This is a genomic window from Mycolicibacterium aubagnense (assembly GCF_010730955.1).
Taxonomy (GTDB): domain Bacteria; phylum Actinomycetota; class Actinomycetes; order Mycobacteriales; family Mycobacteriaceae; genus Mycobacterium; species Mycobacterium aubagnense.
Map to the genome: position 1 here is coordinate 1,075,466 of NZ_AP022577.1, position 17,486 is coordinate 1,092,951.

The 17,486-nt window shown below is 67.6% G+C and carries 15 protein-coding genes; 8 read left to right on the top strand and 7 right to left on the bottom strand.

Going from position 1 to position 17,486, the window contains the following annotated elements; translation table 11 throughout:
• The first annotated feature begins 108 nt into the window (after positions 1-108).
• From G6N59_RS05345 to G6N59_RS05365, 5 genes are read left to right on the top strand one after another with little or no spacing between them, the layout of a single operon-like run.
• Positions 109-1,116, top strand: coding sequence for an amidohydrolase family protein (locus tag G6N59_RS05345; protein ID WP_197907910.1), 1,008 nt, complete (start codon positions 109-111; stop codon positions 1,114-1,116).
• The gene (locus G6N59_RS05350) at positions 1,113-2,282 is read left to right on the top strand and encodes an FAD binding domain-containing protein (protein ID WP_138231133.1); all 1,170 of its coding nucleotides are present in this window, start codon (positions 1,113-1,115) and stop codon (positions 2,280-2,282) included. The genes G6N59_RS05345 and G6N59_RS05350 overlap by 4 nt, the downstream gene beginning before the upstream one ends.
• Positions 2,279-4,582: a xanthine dehydrogenase family protein molybdopterin-binding subunit gene (locus tag G6N59_RS05355; RefSeq protein WP_234884290.1), complete on the top strand. Its 2,304-nt coding sequence runs from the start codon at positions 2,279-2,281 to the stop codon at positions 4,580-4,582. Before G6N59_RS05350 ends, G6N59_RS05355 begins: the two co-directional genes overlap by 4 nt.
• Complete coding sequence (locus G6N59_RS05360) at positions 4,579-5,130, top strand: (2Fe-2S)-binding protein (RefSeq protein ID WP_138231135.1); 552 nt, start codon at positions 4,579-4,581, stop codon at positions 5,128-5,130. The genes G6N59_RS05355 and G6N59_RS05360 overlap by 4 nt, the downstream gene beginning before the upstream one ends.
• The gene (locus G6N59_RS05365) at positions 5,127-6,113 is read left to right on the top strand and encodes an FAD binding domain-containing protein (RefSeq protein ID WP_138231136.1); all 987 of its coding nucleotides are present in this window, start codon (positions 5,127-5,129) and stop codon (positions 6,111-6,113) included. The genes G6N59_RS05360 and G6N59_RS05365 overlap by 4 nt, the downstream gene beginning before the upstream one ends.
• Positions 6,114-6,120: 7 nt before the next feature.
• On the opposite strand, the gene G6N59_RS05370 is transcribed toward G6N59_RS05365, so the two are convergent.
• On the bottom strand, positions 6,121-7,764 hold the full coding sequence (locus tag G6N59_RS05370) for a 2-isopropylmalate synthase (protein WP_138231392.1): 1,644 nt from the start codon (positions 7,762-7,764) through the stop codon (positions 6,121-6,123).
• 195 nt (positions 7,765-7,959) lie between these two features.
• Here G6N59_RS05370 and G6N59_RS05375 point away from each other — a divergent pair, with 195 nt between their 5' ends.
• Both G6N59_RS05375 and G6N59_RS05380 read left to right on the top strand, forming a co-directional pair.
• Positions 7,960-8,631 (top strand): FadR/GntR family transcriptional regulator, encoded by a 672-nt coding sequence (locus G6N59_RS05375; protein WP_138231137.1) that lies wholly within the window; start codon positions 7,960-7,962, stop codon positions 8,629-8,631.
• Positions 8,628-9,425, top strand: coding sequence for an ABC transporter ATP-binding protein (locus G6N59_RS05380; protein WP_138231138.1), 798 nt, complete (start codon positions 8,628-8,630; stop codon positions 9,423-9,425). The genes G6N59_RS05375 and G6N59_RS05380 overlap by 4 nt, the downstream gene beginning before the upstream one ends.
• Positions 9,426-9,480: 55 nt before the next feature.
• Here the strand turns inward: G6N59_RS05380 and atzF are convergent, their stop codons facing one another.
• From atzF to G6N59_RS05405, 5 genes are read right to left on the bottom strand one after another with little or no spacing between them, the layout of a single operon-like run.
• Complete coding sequence (gene atzF / locus G6N59_RS05385) at positions 9,481-11,169, bottom strand: allophanate hydrolase (RefSeq protein WP_234884311.1); 1,689 nt, start codon at positions 11,167-11,169, stop codon at positions 9,481-9,483.
• Positions 11,169-13,190 (bottom strand): 5-oxoprolinase/urea amidolyase family protein, encoded by a 2,022-nt coding sequence (locus tag G6N59_RS05390; RefSeq protein ID WP_170212411.1) that lies wholly within the window; start codon positions 13,188-13,190, stop codon positions 11,169-11,171. Before G6N59_RS05390 ends, atzF begins: the two co-directional genes overlap by 1 nt.
• A gap of 53 nt (positions 13,191-13,243) precedes the next feature.
• Positions 13,244-13,891, bottom strand: a complete 648-nt coding sequence (locus tag G6N59_RS05395) for an urea amidolyase associated protein UAAP2 (protein ID WP_138231140.1) — start codon at positions 13,889-13,891, stop codon at positions 13,244-13,246.
• Positions 13,888-14,757, bottom strand: a complete 870-nt coding sequence (locus tag G6N59_RS05400; protein ID WP_138231141.1) for an urea amidolyase associated protein UAAP1 — start codon at positions 14,755-14,757, stop codon at positions 13,888-13,890. The genes G6N59_RS05395 and G6N59_RS05400 overlap by 4 nt, the downstream gene beginning before the upstream one ends.
• A gap of 34 nt (positions 14,758-14,791) precedes the next feature.
• Entirely contained in the window at positions 14,792-16,300 is a 1,509-nt protein-coding gene (locus tag G6N59_RS05405; protein WP_138231142.1) for an amino acid permease, read from the bottom strand.
• A 163-nt stretch (positions 16,301-16,463) separates the two neighbouring features.
• On the opposite strand from G6N59_RS05405, the gene G6N59_RS05410 reads away from it, so the two are divergent.
• The gene (locus G6N59_RS05410) at positions 16,464-17,171 is read left to right on the top strand and encodes a TetR/AcrR family transcriptional regulator (protein WP_138231143.1); all 708 of its coding nucleotides are present in this window, start codon (positions 16,464-16,466) and stop codon (positions 17,169-17,171) included.
• Here the strand turns inward: G6N59_RS05410 and hisI are convergent.
• Positions 17,126-17,473, bottom strand: a complete 348-nt coding sequence (gene hisI / locus G6N59_RS05415) for a phosphoribosyl-AMP cyclohydrolase (RefSeq protein WP_138231394.1) — start codon at positions 17,471-17,473, stop codon at positions 17,126-17,128. The two genes, G6N59_RS05410 and hisI, sit on opposite strands and share 46 nt — an antisense overlap.
• Between the last annotated feature and the right edge of the window lie 13 nt (positions 17,474-17,486).

The following is a 17,486-nucleotide window of genomic DNA, read 5'->3' on the forward strand; positions in this document are numbered from 1 at the left end:
CGGCATCGATTGCAGTCACCTGACTGATGACGCGACCCACGGTGCCCTGGAATGGTGGCATCGGCGATCATCGCCGACTACCGCTCCCCCGCGCGCCCAGGAGGTGGCATGACGATCACGGTGTATCCGTCACCGGCGAGTACCGAAGGCGTAGACATTCGGGTGGTCACGCTCGAGGAGCACTACACCACCGCGGAGTACCTGGCAGCCACCGAACAGTTCCTGCCGCCCGCCGCGAAGTCAGCAACGTTGCGGACAGCTTTGCTCGATCTGGACGACGCCCGGATCGCCGCCATGGACGCCGGCGGTGTCGACGTCCAGGTGCTCTCCCTGGCCGCGGGCGGTCAGCACCGACTGGCACCGGCGGACGCCAGCGCACTGGTCCGCGACGCCAACGACGCGGCGTACGCCGCGACCCGCAGGCACCCGGGCCGGTTGCGCATGTTCGCCAGCCTGGCCCTCCGACAGCCGGACCGTGCCGCAGAGGAGTTACGCCGTGGGGTACGCGAATTAGGCTGCGTGGGGGGCTTTCTCGACGGCACCACGGGAGGGTCTTTTCTCGACGATCCGCGCTATACCCCCATCTTCGAGGCCGCTTCAGAACTAGACGTGCCGCTGTACGTACACCCCTCGCCACCGCCTCGCGCTGTCCGGGACATCTACACCGCCGGCCTGCCCGACAGCAGTGCGTACTTTCTGGCCACCGCCGCGTATACCTGGCACGCGGAACTCGGATTGCATTGCCTGCGGCTCATTCTCGCGGGGGTGCTGGATCGCTTCCCGACGTTACGATTGATCGTCGGGCACCTCGGAGAGCACCTGCCATATTCCCTGTTGCGCGCCCAGGACGGATTGCCGACATCGGTGACGGGACTCAGGCGCCCCGTCAGCGACTATTTCCTGGAGCACTTCACCATCACCACGAGTGGCTATTTCACGACACCACCGTTCATGTGCGCGCGCGACGTCATGGGTATCGACCACATCATGTACTCGGTGGACCACCCCTACCGGTCCGCCGTCTCCGGAGCGGAATTCCTTCGCCGACTGCCGATTCCGGTAGCGGAACTGGCTCAGGTGGCCGCGGGGAACGCGGAACGGATCCTCGGCTTATGAGCGGCGAACGCTGGAAGGTGGCGATTGTCGGGGGCTCTTTGGCCGGGCTGGCCGCAGCCCTGGAACTGAGCCGCGTCACCACCGCGGACATCACGGTGTTCGAGCAGACTGCCGGACGGCTCGAGGGGCGCGGCGCCGGCATCGTCATGCAACCGGAAATCGAAGCGCTGCTGTCGATCTCGCATATCCCGCCCGCAACCGTCAGCGTGCCCCTGGTCGAACGCCAACTCCTGCATCGACACAGTCCGCCGCGCGTCTTCGCCCAGCCGCAGACGATGACCGCATGGGATACCCTCTACCGCACATTTCGGGGTGCGCTGCGCGACGTCGACTACCGGCAGGGCGTCGAAGTGACGACGGTGACCGCGAGCGACCACAGCACCACCCTCACCTTCGCGGACGGCACCACCTCCGACTGGGACATGGTGATCGGGGCGGACGGGATCGGTTCTACTGTCCGGCAATTCGTTCAGCCGGAGGATCCCCGCTACAGCGGGTATGTGGCCTGGCGCGGACTGGAACGCGAAAGCGATCTCCCGCCGGACCTGACCCGTGAATTGACCGACCGATTCACGCTGTTCAGCGCCAACGGGGTGCAGTTCCTGTGCTATCTGGTGCCTGGCCCCGCCGGGGAGATCGAGCCGGGCCTGCGCCGCGTCAACTGGGTGTGGTACGTCAACGCGTCGCCAGAGGCCTTCGACGACATCATGACTGGCCAATCCGGCCGGCGATACGCATACTTTCTGCCGGCCGACGACGTATCCGCCGCGAGTGCGGCCACCCTGCACGCGTTGGCCAAGACCGAACTGCCGCCGTTGTTCGCCGAGCTCATCGACCACTCCGCCCCGTTTCTGCAGCCGGTGATGGACCTACCCAGTAGCCGCCTCCGCCGGGGACCGGTACTCGTGATCGGTGATGCCGCCGGCACCGTACGGCCGCATACCGCGTCGGGCACGTCGAAATCGATCGGCGACGCCGCATTCTTGGCGCAGGCCCTGAGCACCCACACGGCGCGGGAGCCACTGCCGGAATCGGCCCTACGCCAATGGGAGAACCACCGATTGCGAGTCCTACAGGACATCGCAGCCGTCGGAATCACGCGCGCGGTCGTATCGCGGCTCGGCACCACTGACAGTGCCCCGATATGGGACGGAGCCATCCGATGACGGCCGACGGAGCGATCGGACGGCCCGTCAACCGGGTCGAGGGCGACGACAAGGTAACCGGCCGCGCACGCTACGCGGCCGACACCGCACTGCCCGATGTGCAGCATGCGGTTCTGGTGCAGTCGGACATTTCCCATGGCCGCGTCACCCGTGACTCGCTGCTGGCCGCTACCGCTCGGGCCGAGGCCGCACCAGGGGTGGTGTGCGTATTGTCGCCGCTGAATTGTCCTCCCCTGCAGATGCTTCCCGAAGATCTCACCTGGGACCTGCCGTTGGAACGCCGACCACCGATGTCAGATCTGACGGTCCAGCACCGCGGTCAGCATCTGGCCGTGGTCGTCGCCGACACCCTGGAGAATGCGCAGTTCGGCGCGTCGTTGATGGACCTGGCATATGACGAGTTGCCGGCCCTCCTGACGGCCCGTGAGGTGCTCGACCGGCCCGCAGACGGGAACCACGGCGGCGATCGGATTGTGCGCGGCGGTGTGTACCAGCCCGATCATTTCGTGAAACTGCCGGAAGAGAAACTCCAAGACCACCGCGGTCCCGCCGACGAACCGGTTGAGGGAACCAGAATCTCGTCGCGCTTCACCACGCCGGAGAACGCCCACTACCCCATCGAGCTGGCTTCGACGGTTGCCAGTTGGGACGGCGATCACCTGACCGTGTACGACAGCACGCGTTGGATTGCCGGTGAACGACAAACGCTGGCAACCTATCTGGGCATCTCGGTCGACAGTATCCGGATCGTCGCTCCCCTGGTCGGTGGCGCGTTCGGCTCGAAGAGTTTCATGTGGATGCACGTTGCCCTGTGTGCCACGGCCGCACGAATGACAGGGCGGGCCGTCAAGCTGGTCGTCAGCCGCGACCAGATGTTCACCTCCACCGGGCACCGTCCCCGCACTGAACAGCATCTGAGTCTGGTCGCCGACGCGCAGGCCCGGCTGACCAGCATCGAGCACCATACCCTCACAGAGACGTCCACCGTCGCGCACTTCTGCGAACCGGCCGGGTTGTCGACGCGGTTCCTCTATCAGTCCCCGCGAATGGTGGTGTCGCACACCGTTGCCCGGGTGAACCGACCCACGCCGTGCTTCATGCGCGGTCCCGGTGAAGCGCCCGGACTGTTCGCACTCGAAGTCATCATGGACGAACTCGCCGATGCGCTCCATATGGATCCGCTGGACCTGCGGATCACCAACTACGCCGACAAGGACCAAGCCAGTGGGCGGCCCTGGTCCGACGAGCATCTCATCGAGTGCTACCGGCGCGGATCCGAACGGTTCGGTTGGGAGCACCGGCCGCAGCGACCCCGCTCGCTGCGGCGCGACGGCGTGCTCGTCGGTTGGGGCATGGCCACCGCAACCTACCCCGGACGCCGGATGCCCGCCGGCTGTCACGTCCGCACCAGAGGAGACGGCACTGTCGAATTCTCTTCCGCCACCCACGAAGTCGGCACCGGCGTGCGGACCGCCATGACCCAGATCGCCGCTGACGCCGCCGGCCTGCAGCTGTCGCGGGTCGCGTTCTACTCCGGTGACTCGGACTTCCCCACGGCGCCCTATAGCGGAGCATCGCAAACCACCGCCGCCGTCGGCTCGGCGGTGTTCGAGGCGGCCCGTGAATGGAAGCGTCGGGTGCTCGAATACGTCGTCGCCGACGACGGCTCACCGCATGCCGGATGCGACCTTGCCTCCGTGGACATCCGAGGCGGCGAGATCGTCAGCGTCCGGCCAGTGCCCAGTACCGCCGTCGCCGCGCTGCTGGCGACAGCCGACAGCGCACTACTCGACCGGCTGACCTTCAGCAGCGGCAGCGACGGCGCGCCCGAGGACGGTCCGGTATCGCAATCGTTCGGTGCCCACTTCTGCGAGGTGGAGGTGGACGAACACATCGGGCGGGCGTCGGTGACGCGGTGGGTGGCGGTGATGGACTGCGGCCGGGTCATCAACCCGAAGCTCGCGCGCAGTCAGGTGATCGGTGGCATCACCTTTGGACTCGGCATGGCGCTGATGGAGCAGGTGCCCTACGCCCCAGGAACCGGTCATGCCCTGGGCGAGTACTACCTGCCCACCCACGCCGACGTCCCGGTCTTCGACATCAGCTTCGTCGACGGTACCGACCGCCACCTCACGGCATTCGGTGCTCGCGGCATCGGCGAGATCGGCATCTGCGGTGTGCCCGCGGCGATCGCGAATGCTGTGTACCACGCCACCGGCCGCCGACTGTACGACTTGCCCATCACTGTCGAAAACCTGTTGTCCCCCTTCGACAATGCACCCCAGGACCCAACATCATGACAGCCGAATGCCATCCCGAACACACCGTTGAGCTCTCGATCAACGGGGTGCCGGTCACGGTACAAACCGACGTCCGGTCGACACTGCTCGACCTGCTGCGTGAGCGTCTCCAGCTCACCGGCACCAAGAAGGGCTGCGATCACGGCCTGTGCGGCGCGTGCACGGTCAGCGTCAACGGCCGGCGCGTGGTGAGCTGTCTGACGCTCGCCGTGTCGATCGACGGGGCCACTGTCCTCACCATCGAGGGCATCGCCGACGGCGAACGGCTCCATCCCCTGCAACAGGCATTCGTCGACCACGACGGATTCCAGTGCGGCTACTGCACTCCCGGCCAGATCAGCTCCGCGCATGCGCTGCTCGACGAGCACTCCCGTGGCGACCTGTCCGCGGCATCCTTCGACGGCCCGTACACCGATCTCGCCAGGGGCCCCGAGGCCCTGTCTGCCGACGAGATTCGCGAACGGATGGCGGGCAACATCTGCCGCTGCGGCGCGTATCCCAACATCGTGGACGCGGTCGCGTCGTGCCTGCCCGGGTGTGGCCGATGAAGACGTTCGACTTCTACCGCGCGCACAACGTCGACGATGCTCTTGCGCTGGCGGACGCCACCGGCGGCAGTTACTACGCGGGTGGCACGAACCTGCTCGATCTGATGAAACTCGGTGTCACGCAGCCGTCGTCATTGGTCGACGTCGGCAGGCTGGACCTGGGCGACATCACTGCCACCGACAGCGGCGGCATCATGATCGGCTCTGGCGTGACCAACAGCGCGATCGCTAATCATCACCTCGTTCGCACCCGGTATCCCGTGCTGTCACATGCAATCCTGTCCGGAGCGACCACACAGCTGCGGAACATGGCCACCGCAGGCGGCAATCTCATGCAGCGCACCCGGTGCCCGTACTTCATGGATGTCACCTTCGGGGCATGCAACAAGCGCCGGCCCGGGTCCGGGTGCGCCGCGCTCGACGGATTCAACCGCGAGCACGCACTTTTCGGCGCGAGCCCTTCGTGCGTCGCGGTGCACCCGTCGGACATGGCGGTGGCACTCGCGATCCTCGACGCCGTCGTCCACGTACGGTCGCGCGAAGGTGACCGCAGCATTGCGCTATCGGAGTTCTTCCGGCTCCCGGGGGATCATCCCGAGCAGGACAATGCGCTGTTACCGGGTGAGCTGATCGTCGGCGTCGAGCTGCCGCCCTCCGAATATGCGTTCCACAGTTGGTATCTCAAGGTGCGCGACCGCCACAGTTACGCGTTCGCCCTCGTCTCTGTGGCGGTCGGCATGACGATCGACGACGGAATCGTCACCTCGGCCGCCCTTGCCCTGGGCGGCGTCGCCGCCAAACCCTGGCGGTCCCCCGACGCCGAAGCCGTGTTGGTGGGCAATGTCGCCGATGTCACGACGTTCGGTCGCGCCGCCGAAGTGGCCATGAACGGCGCCAGCCCGTTGAGCCAGAACCAGTTCAAGGTGGATCTGGCCAAGCACAGCATTGTGCGTGCGCTGCACAAAGCGAGCACCCGGTCATGACGGGGCGTCAATCGCCGCGCACGTTGGCTGCCCCGATCACCGCCGCCAGCGACGCGGTCAGCACCGAATCGCTGCGTCCACACGCCCAGCCGCCGCGGTGTTCCAAGTAGGTGACCGCGGTGGCACCGATGGACTGCTGGGTCAGGCTCAGAATCTCGACCGGCCGGCCCACGTCGGCCAGTGCCTGGGTCAGCGCCTCGACCGGTCCGACACCGCGATGTGTACTGGTGTGGGCCATCCCGTTGACGGTCAGCGTGATCTCGGTGGTCTCGTCGCTGCTCGCGTGCCAGTCCTTGAGCTCCACCGGGCCACTCTGGTCCAGGTAGGTGGCCTCGAACAGGTCGTACAGCTCGGGCGCCATGACCTCGGCACCACTGCCGTCGGTGTGGGCCTGCACGTGCCGGGCGAAGTCGATCTGTAGCCGCCGCGGCAGGTCCAGCCCGTATCCGGTGTGCAGCAGGTAGGCGATGCCGCCCTTGCCGGATTGTGAGTTGACCCGGATGACGGCGTCATAGCTGCGTCCGATATCAGCCGGATCGATCGGCAGATACGGCACCCGCCAATCGATTTCGCGCTCCGATTTGCGCTCCGCAGCGGCCCGAGTGCGATGTTCGATCAGACCCTTCTTGATGGCGTCCTGATGCGTGCCCGAGAACGCGGTGTGCACCAGGTCGCCGACATACGGATGCCGCTCATGGATGGGCATCCGGGTGCAGTGCGAGACGGTGCGGGCGACCGCGTCGATATCGGAGAAGTCGATCATCGGGTCGACACCCTGGGCATACAGGTTCAGGGCCAGGGTGGCGATGTCAACATTGCCGGTGCGCTCGCCGTTGCCGAAGACACAGCCCTCGACGCGTTGGGCGCCGGCGAGCACGGCCAATTCGGCGCAGGCCACCCCGGTCCCCCGGTCGTTGTGCGGGTGCACGGACAGGATCACCGCGTCGCGCCGGGCCAGGTGCCGATGCATGTACTCGATCTGGTCGGCGTACACGTTGGGCGTCGCCACCTCCACGGTGGCAGGCAGATTCAGGATCACCGGCCGCTGCTCGGTGGCGTCCCACAGCTGTGTCACGGCGTCGCAGATTTCCAGCACATAGTCGGGTTCGGTGAGGTTGAACACTTCCGGAGAGAACTGGAATCGGATGTTCGGCATGTCCTCTGTCAAGGTCAGCACGTCGAGCGCGCCGTGCAGAATCAGGCTGCGCAGTTCGTCGCGGTCCTTGCCCAGCACGGTATTTCGCCACGTGGGCGCGGTCGCGGTGTACATGTGGATGACGACGTCGTTGCGCATGCCCCGCACCGATTCGACCGTGCGCTCGATCAGGTCGCGCCGGGCCGGGGTGAACACCGCGACGGTGACATCTGGTGGCGCGATATCGGTTTCGGCCAGCAACCGCACGAAGTCGAAATCGGTCTGGGACGCCGATGGGTAGCCGACCTCGATCTCCTTGTAACCGATGGCGACGAGCTGTTCGAAGAAGTGGCGTTTGCGACCGGGGTCCATCGGTTCGGCCAGTGCTTGGTTGCCGTCGCGCAGGTCGACGGGCACCCACAGCGGCGCGGTGGTGATTCGCTTGCTGGGCCAATCCCGTGGGGCCACAGGAATGTCCACGCGGTTGAAGACATCGGTGTAGCGGTGCCAGGGCATCGGTGACGGTTGTTGACGGTTCCAGGAGGTGCTCATGAGTGGTTTGCTTTCGGTCAGTTGATGAGGTGACCGGTCGCGACAGAGCCCCACGGCAGGGGGCCGGTCGTTTCAGACCCCGCCGCGGCAGCCAAGGAGGAGCACGCGCGTCATGATGGTTAGACTATACACAACTCCTCAGACAAGTAGAGAGGTTTCATGGTCTCGCAGGTACAGCGCCAGCCCCTGGCAGCGCAGGCCGCACAGCTATTGCTGACGCGCATCAAAGATGGTGAATGGGCACTGGGACAGCGACTTCCAGGAGAAACCACCCTGGCCGCCCAGCTCGGCGTGGGTCGCTCCACACTGCGCGAGGCCATCCGCGAACTCGCCGGAAAGGGCGTCCTCGACAGCCGCCAGGGCGCCGGAGTGTTCGTCACCGCACTGGACGTCGCCGAGGACTGGGACACCGTGCTGCGCAGCGCGAACATCGCGTCGGTGATCGAAGCCCGCATCGCCATCGAGGCCGAGGGCGCCGCGCTGGCCGCGACCCGTCGCACCCCGGCGGACCTGCGCACCATCCGCCGCACGCTCGCCGCACGCGGAGTCACCGGACAGTCGGTCCCCGAACATGTCGACGCGGACATGGCTTTTCACCGGGCCGTGATCGCCGCGGCGCACAACGACGTGCTGATCCAGTTGTTCGACGCATTCCTCCCCCGGCTTCGGCTGGCGATGATCGACATGCTCAAGATCCACCCGATCAGTTCCGAGCCGTGCGACCACGACCTGCATCAGCAACTCGCCGACGCGATCGTCGCGCGCGACCCCGCCGCGGCCGCCGCGGCCAGCCGCACCCACCTGAGCACCCTGAAGGAATCATTCTCATGACCCCCGTCCTCGAACTCGACGACGTGACCTTCCGCCGCGAAGGCAAGCAGATCATCGACGGCATCTCGCTGACGGTGCGGGAAGGTGAGCACTGGGCGCTGCTCGGACCCAACGGCGCCGGCAAGAGCACGCTGCTGGGTTTCTGCGGCGCGGTGACGTTTCCGACGTCCGGGATCGTGCGGGTCCTGGGCGCGCAGATGGGCCGCACCGACTTGGCACCGCTGCGCCGGTCCATCGGCCACGTGAACCCCCGGCACCGGCTGCAGTACCCGCTGACGGTGCGCGAGGTGGTACTGACCGGCATCACCGGCACCATCGACATCGCCGCCCGCTGGACGCCCACCGCCGAAGACATCGCCCGCGCCGACGAACTGATCTGCACCGTGGGGCTGAGCCACCGGGCCGACGCGGTCTGGCCGACGCTGTCGCAGGGCGAACGGGGCCGGACCCTGATCGCCCGCGCCCTGATCGCCGAGCCCCGACTGCTGCTGCTTGACGAGCCGACCACCGGCCTCGATGTGGCAGCCCGCGAGCAGTTGCTGGAAACCCTTGATGCACTGGAGCATTCACATCCCGAGATGGCATCGATCCTGGTGACGCACCATCTCGAGGAACTGCCGACGTCCACGTCGCATGCGCTGTTGATCGCCGGTGGCCGCACCGTCGCAGTAGGCCCCGCCGTCGAGACCGTGACGAGCGATCACGTGACAGAAGCCTTCGCGCATCCGGTGACCGTCGGCTATGACGGCGGCCGCTGGTCCGCCCGGGCCGCCGCGAGTTCGCGCACCGGCTAACTGCTGGGGATTTGTGCACGATTTTCCGCGCACGCCGCGGAATATCGTGCCCAAATCACTGCGTCGCGAACTCCCGGGACTGCAGATAGGCCCGCCAGCCGCCGAATTCCGAGATGTCCGGCGCCGCGATGGCCCCTTCATCGGCGCAGACGAACCCGGTCTCCCAGGACCCGTCGTCCAGTTCCACCGCAGCCAGGCCCATCGGTGTCGGCAGCGCCGCAAGGAATCGACCGAGCGCCGCGGGCGCGAGCGCCCAGCGCTCCACCTCGAAGGCCCGCCCGCCGTGGGCCAGCCGCACCAGTGCGGGCTTTCCGGACGGCAGCGCGGTCATCCGGTAGCGCTCGGCCGTGCGGGCCGGGCCGTCCCACCGCGCCCCGAGGTCGTGCAGCTGACCGGCGAGCGGCTGGTCCCGCAGGTGCGCACCGGCCACCACCAGTGTCAGCGCGCCGGCTCCCGCCAGCTCCGGCCAGGACGGCTCCGCACCCCGCTCACCACCGTTCAGCCGGGCCGCGAGGTCGGCGACCACGGCATCATCAAATGCCCGTCCCAGTACCGTCACCCCGAATTGGGCTGTGGTGCCGTCGGATTCGACGACCTCGCCGGCCGGGACCGCGACCCCGCACATGTCGAAGAGATTGCAGAAGTTGGTGTAGGTGCCGATCCTGGCATTGACGCCGACCGGGTCGGCCGCTACCTCAGCCAACGTCGGCTGCATCGGCGCGGTGGGGACCAGCAGCGCGTCGCACTCCCCCAGCGTGCGGAATGCCCGCTCCCGCAGGTCATCCAGCGCACGTCGATCGCGCAGCAGCCCCGTCGCGGTGTGGGCACCGCCGGCGGAGATGATGGCCGCGACCGTCGGATCGAGACCAGCATCGAGATCGTTGCTCTCCCCCGCGCCGGCGATGAAGTCTCCCACCGCTGCTGTGCGTTCGGCGACGAGTGCGCCGTCGTACAGCAGCCGCGCGGCGGCCAGGAAATCCGTCAGGTCGACGGGCACGATCCGCATCCCGGCCCCCCGCGCGGCGTCGACCGCCCGCTCGAACGCGGCAGCCCAACCGGGAGCCATCGCCGGGAGTTCGGTCGGCACCGCCAGAACCGGATCGGCCGGGGCTGCGAAGCGGGTCGAGGTGGGCCACGGCCGCTGTGTCGTCGTGGCCATGACCGCCATGGCGCGCTCTGCCGTGCTCAGGTCGCGCGCCAGAATTGTCACGCAGTCGTAGCTCGGGCAGGCCGGGACGACGCCACGGGTCGACACCAGACCGATCGTCGCCTTGATTCCGATGAGGCCCTGGTATGCCGCCGGCACCCGACCGGAACCCGCGGTGTCCGTGGCGATTCCGAGGTCGGCCGCGCCGATCGCGACCGCGACGGCCGAACCCGACGACGAACCGCCCGAGATCCGGTCCGGCCGCCGCGCGTCGCGCACCGCACCGTACGGGCTTCGGGTGCCGACGAGCCCGGTGGCGAACTGATCGAGGTTGGTCTTGCCGATCACCACCGCACCCGCCGCCCGCAGGGCCGCCACCACCGGTGCATCGACCTCCGGAGTGTAGGCGTAGCCCGGGCACGCCGCGGTGGTCGGCACACCGGCGACATCGACGTTGTCCTTGACGGCCAGCAGCTGACCGGCCAGCGGGCCCTGCGCCTGCGAAACCTCCTGGCGCACCGCATCTTCGTCGCGCACGGTGATGAAGGCTTCCGGTCGCTGGGCGATAGCCGCGAACGCGGCGCTGATCCGATCCATCACGCGACTTCCTGTCCTGTTGTGGCGCGCGGCTTCTTGCGTGCGCCGATCTCGCCGCTGGCCTCCCAGCGCGCCCGCTCCTCGCCCCGGGCAGTGGTCATCCGCTGCCGCACCGCGGCGATATCTTCGGCCTCACGCGACAGGAAGTCCAGATAGTCCACGATGCGGAATTCGCCATCGGTGATGTCCACGGTGCCGCGCCCGGCGGCGACATCTGCGCGCAGATCGCTCAGTTCCTCGGAGGACACCGGATACCACGACACCTGGTCGAAGAACCGCAGCAGCCACGGATGTTGGGGCTCGAAACCCGGTGCCGACAGCGGGAACCGGTGGTTCCACACCTGGGTCGTACGGCCCATCAGCTGGTAACCGCCCGGGCCTTCCATACCGTAGATGCAGAGGTAGGCACCCCCGATCCCGACCGCGTTCTCCGGTGTCCAGGTGCGGGCCGGGTTGTACTTGGTGGTGACCACCCGGTGCCGCGGATCGACCGGTGTGGCGACAGGGGCGCCCAGGTAGACATCGCCCAGGCCGAGCACGAGATAGCTTGCCGCGTGGACGATGTCGAACACTTCCTGCTGCGTCTGCAGGCCGTTCATCCGCCGGATGAACTCGATGTTGCTCGGGCACCACGGGGCGTCGTCGCGCACGCCATTGCGGTACCGGTCGATGGCCAGCCGGATGGTGGGGTCGTCCCAGCTGAGCGGCAGCCGGACGGAGCGACTGGGCAGCACCAACTGATCAACGGGCCCGAGCGCGGACTCGATGTCGAGCACGAACGCCGTCATCGTCTGGTGGTCGGTGAGCGCGGCGTCGAACTTGACCTGCAGCGAACGGATTCCGGGCGTCAGGTCGATGATCCCGCGGGGCCGGTGCGCCTCGATCGCGGTGTGCAGCGCGTGCACCCGCGCCCGCAGCACCAGATCCAGCGTCATCGTGCCGTATTCGACCAGGAGATTGTCGTCGCCACTGCGGCGCAACGTCATTGAGGTCGTGCCGTCCCCGGTGACGCCACGGTGCAGCACACCGTCGTCGCCGTCGCCGCGCGGGCTCCGCACCACCGGCGACGCCGCCCGCCGCGACGTGCCAAGGGCCGCCAACGGCGCCGCGGCGCTGGCCCGCACCGGAACGAAGCGGACCCGGTCGCCGGGGGTGAGCTGCCCGAGCTTCCAGCGGTCCGCGGACGTCACCGTCACCGGGCACACGAATCCACCGAGGCTGGGGCCGTCCGGACCGAGCAGGATCGGGGTGTCTCCGGTGAAGTCCAGTGCGCCAACCGAATACGGAGTGTCGTGGATGTTGGACGGATGCAGTCCGGCCTCACCGCCGTCCGGTCTGGCCCACTGCGGCTTCGGCCCGACCAGGCGGACACCGGTGCGGTCGAGGTTGTGGTCCACCAAATAAGTTGCCTCGTAGAGGGTTTCGATATCTGCGCGGGTGAAGAACTCGGGCGCACCATGCGGTCCTTCGGTGACCGCCAGCCGCCATTCGTGGCCGATCGAGGGGACCTCCTCATCGGTGAGCCGGCGCGGACGGCCCACGGCGGCCCCCAGATCGAGGCGGTCACCGGCGGCCAGGGCCCGACCACCCGCGCCGAACTTCCCGAGCGTGAACGTCGAACGCGAGCCGAGGTAGGCCTCGGCCTCGATGCCACCGGCCACTGCGATGTAGATGCGCATCCCGACGCCCTGGACCGCGCCGATCTCGAGCACGCCGCCCTCCGGGACCGCGATGGGCGCCCATTGCCGCGCCGGCACCCCGTCGAGGGTCACCGATACCGGGGCACCGGTGACGCAGACGACGGTCGCCTCGTCGAATCCCAGTGTCGGGCCGGCCATCGTCGCCTCCAGGCCGGGCGCCCCTTCGGCGTTACCGACCGCGAGGTTGGCCAGCCGCAGCGACAGGTCATCCATCGGTCCTGACGGGGGCACGCCCACCTGCCAGTAGCCGATGCGGCCCGGCCAGTCCTGCACGGTGGTGCTCGGTCCCGACCGCAGCACGGTGATGGGGGGCTCGGTCATCGATGGCGCCATGCGGGTACTCCTCTGCTCAACGCTTTGTGTCAGAACGTGAATCAGGACGGGCGGGTGACGATCATCCGTACGGGCGTCGGATCGAAGCCGTTGCACGGGTTGTTGATCTGCGGACAGTTCGACACCAACACGAGGACGTCGGTATCGGCGCGCAGTGCCACCCGCAGACCCGGCGCCGACAAACCGTCGACGATCCCGAGGGTGCCGTCGGCTTCCACCGGCACGTTCATGAAGAAGTTGAGATTCGGTGCCAGATCGCGCTTTCCGAGGCCGTATCGCGCGCCTTCGATGAGGAAGTTCTCCACGCAGGCGTGCTGGTGCCGGGTGTGGTGGCCGTAGCGCAGCGTGTTGGATTCCTGCGAGCAGGCGCCACCAACGGTGTCGTGGTTGCCCACCTCGTCCGCCACGACGGTCATCAGCGCCTCACCGTCGCTGTCCCGCAGCACCGTTCCGGTGCTGACGAACAATGACCGCTGCGCCGTGATGGTGGTCTGCGCACTGTAGCGCCGGGACGTGTCGTGCGCCCCGTAGATCAGCGTGTCGACGGCCTGGTTGCCGTGCAGGTCGACGATCGTCAGGACGTCGCCTGCCGTGATGATCGCCGACCAGGGTCCGCGGGCATCGACGATCTCGTCGAGGATCGTCGTGCCGGACACCAGCGCGGGGACCGGGTCGATGGCAGTACTCATGCGGGGACTCCTTCGGTGAGATGCAGTGCGCTCCAGACGTCTTCGGTGTTGCGATGGGCGCGTTCGTACTCGGGTCCGATCGTCTCGGCGCGAGCGGCCAGGTCGGCGAGATCGTCGGGCGCCGACCAGGCGAGCACCTCCAGATCGGACGTGGTGAAGCGTGGCTCCGGGTCCAGTGGGTGAGCCGTGTTGGCGATCGCCACGATCACCGGCAGGTGCACGATCAGTTCGACTGCCGTGCCGGGGCCGGCTGAACCCGTCGACACCAGTTTGCCCTCGTCGTCGACACGGACGCCGTGGAAGAACGACACCCCGGGTGCGACGTCACGCGGGCCCAGGCCGTGTTTGAGGGCGGCCAGCACCAGCAGCTCCCGGCCGGCCGGGCTGTCCGAGTGCGCGGTGCCGGCGCCGTAGCGGGCTTCGTTCTGGGCGCGGGTTGTCGTGCCGCACAGTGCATCGTGGTGAGCCGAGGTGTCGGCGACGATGGTCGCCAGGACCCGCCCCTGGTCATCGAGCAGTGGATGGCCGGTACCGAGGTATGCCTGCCACGGCACCTTGACGGTGTCGGCGGTGTTGAGCCGCTCCCAGGGGGCGTCGGCGCGCCACAGCAGCAGGTGCGCGCAGGCGCGACCGTCGAGGTCGGTGAGCCGCAACCGCGTTCCGCGGGCCAGCACCTTACTGGTGTAGCGACCGCCCGGCACCGTCTCGGCCCAGGTGAGCCGGGCGGCGTCGACACCGGCCGGCGGCGACGGCCACTGTGATGCCGGTACGACGGGCATGGCTGCCGCCTGGATGCCGGCCTGGGCGCGGGCGTGCGCGCGGGCGGCTGCGGTGGTCGAGGTGGTCGAGGTGGACGAAGAACTCATGAGAATCCTTTCGGCAGTGGCTGGTTGGCGGGGGTCAGAGTGATCCGACGGGACGTGGGTGCTCCTTGCGGTACGGGAAGCACAGGGCACCGAGCGCGACGATGGCGACGATGGTGAACGGCCCGGCCCACACCAGTAGCGGCATGGCGCCCGTCGGGTCGTAGATTTCCGGCCGTGGCCAGGCCAGGTTGATCACCATCGCCGCGCCGTAGACCACGGCGAACACGTTGACCGGCAGACCCCAGCGGCCCAGCGAGAAGAGTGGCCGACCGCCGGCGTCGGTAACCGATGCGTCCCAGCGCATTCCGCGGAGGCGGTGCGCCAGGAGCGGCGCAGTCACCAGCAGGTAGGCGATGTAGATCGCGATGATGCAGACGCTTGCGAGAGTCGCGAAGATGGCGGAGTTGCCGACGTTCACCAAGAGCACACCGACACACGCGACACCGACCACGACCGCCGGCGGAATGGGCGTCCCGGTAGCCGGATTCACGCGGGACAGGACCGACGAGAACGGCAATCGATGATCGCGCGCCATCGAGAACATCAGGCGGGTGGCCGCGGTCTGAATTGCCAAGGTGCAGATGAAGATTGCGATCGCCACGTCGACGAGGAGCAAGGTGCCCCACGGCGACGACAGCACCGCGCCCAGCACGTAGGGCAGGCCCTCCGTCGCGAGGCGACCGTCGGTCAGGCTCGGTGCCGCCATCAGTGCGCCGATGATCATCAGACCACCGCCGAGCGCAGACACGGTGAGCGCCGACCGGATGGTGCGCGGCGCAACCCGACGGGCGTCGCGCGTCTCCTCCGCGAGTTCACCGGCCGAACCGAATCCGACCATGACGTACGCGGCCATCAGACCGGAGGCGATCCAGGCCCAGCCGTAGCCGGAACCCGTTGCCCCGGTGTCGAACACGACCTGAGGACCACGCTGCGCATGGGTGAAGAACACCCCGACGACCGCGATGACACCCACGATCTCGCAGCAGACACCGATCGTCGCGACCCGCGACATCCAGCGCACCCCGATGCAGTTGATCGTGGTGGTGATGACCAGCAGCGCGGTACCCAGTAGCACGGCATTGGCGGCTCCGTCCGCGGACGTGAGCGCGGTGTCGGTGCCGATGATCTGGAATCCCGACCACACCGCCGGCAGCACCACCTGCAGTGCGATGGCCGCGGCGGAGGCCGTGATGATCTGGGCGACAATCATGAACCAGCCACCGAACCAGCCGACCACCTCACCGCCGAGGCGGCGGGCCCACTGGTAGATGGCCCCCGAGATCGGGTAACGGGCCGCGAGTTCAGCGAAGCACAGGGCCACCGCGAACTGTCCGATGAACACCACCGGCCAGGTCCAGAAGAACGCCGGACCGCCGAAGCTGTATCCGAGGCCGAACAATTGGAAGATCGTGGTCAGGATGGAGACGAACGAGAAGCCGGCCGCGAACGAGGCGAACTTGCCCAGCGAGCGGTGCAGCTGTTGGTCGTAGCCGAAACCGGCGAGATCGTCGTGATCCGCCGGTGACGTGTTGGTCAATGTCATCCGATCCCGATTCTGCAGAGGCGCAATACCTGTCAACTGACAGAATTAATGGGAAGCGTGACGCAGATGGGTCACCGAAGTTTCCGACGTGGGTCGCGATGTAACAGTTGGGTTTCACGCGAGGCGGCGCTGCGCGGATGACCGCAGGTGGCACAGTAGTGGCATGAGCCGTCCCGGCCGTCCCCGTCATCGCGATGCCCTACGCCCCGGCAGTACCGCCGTCGAGCAGATTCTCGATGCCGCCGGAGAACTGTTCGTGACCCAGGGCTTCACGGTGACCTCGACACGGTCCATCGCCGAGGCGGTCGGCATCCGTCAGGCCTCGCTGTACCACCATTTCCCCAACAAGGAAGCCATCCTCGAAGCACTGCTCGATGCGACGGTGGTGCCGTCGCTGGAGTTCGCGAGGCGCGTGACGCGGTCGGTGGACGATCCGAAGGCGGCGCTGTGGGCAGTGACGGCCGGTGACGCGGCCAATCTGCTGTCGGTGCCATGGAACCTGGGCCGGCTCTATCTGTTGCCGGAGGTCGACGGCATCGAGGGCTTCCACCGCCGGCGCCGCGAGTTACACGCCGTGTACCGCGAACTGGCGATCAACGCCGTTGGCGGCCGCGACGAATTCCGCTGCGGCCTGCCGGTGCGCCTGACCGAGACGGTCATCGCGCAGCGTGTCGACGACCCGGACATCACCGGTGACGAAGTGGCCGGTGAAAAGGTGGCAGAGGCCATCGCCGATGCCGCACTACGAGTGCTCGGGGTCGACGTCGACGAGGCTCTGCGAACCGAAGGCCGCGCTCTGGTCGAGCAGCACCTGCTCGAGCCGAGTCAGGACTCGGGGGCGAGCAGGAGGTCGGCGTCGAAACAGCTGTGATCACCGGTGTGACACGCACCGCCCACCTGATCGACCTCGAGCAGCACGGCGTCGCCGTCACAGTCCAACCGCACCGAGTGCACGTGCTGGGTGTGACCCGACGTCAGGCCCTTGACCCACTGCTGTCCGCGAGAGCGCGAAAAGTACGTCGCTTCACGGGTTTCCAGGGTGCGGGCCAGCGCGTCGTCGTCCATCCAGGCGATCATCAAGACGTCGCCGGTGCCCCGCTGCTGCACCACGGCCGTGAACAGCCCGGCCTCGTTGCGCTTGATGCGCGCGGCGATATTCGGATCGAGCATCAGCAGTGTTCTCCGC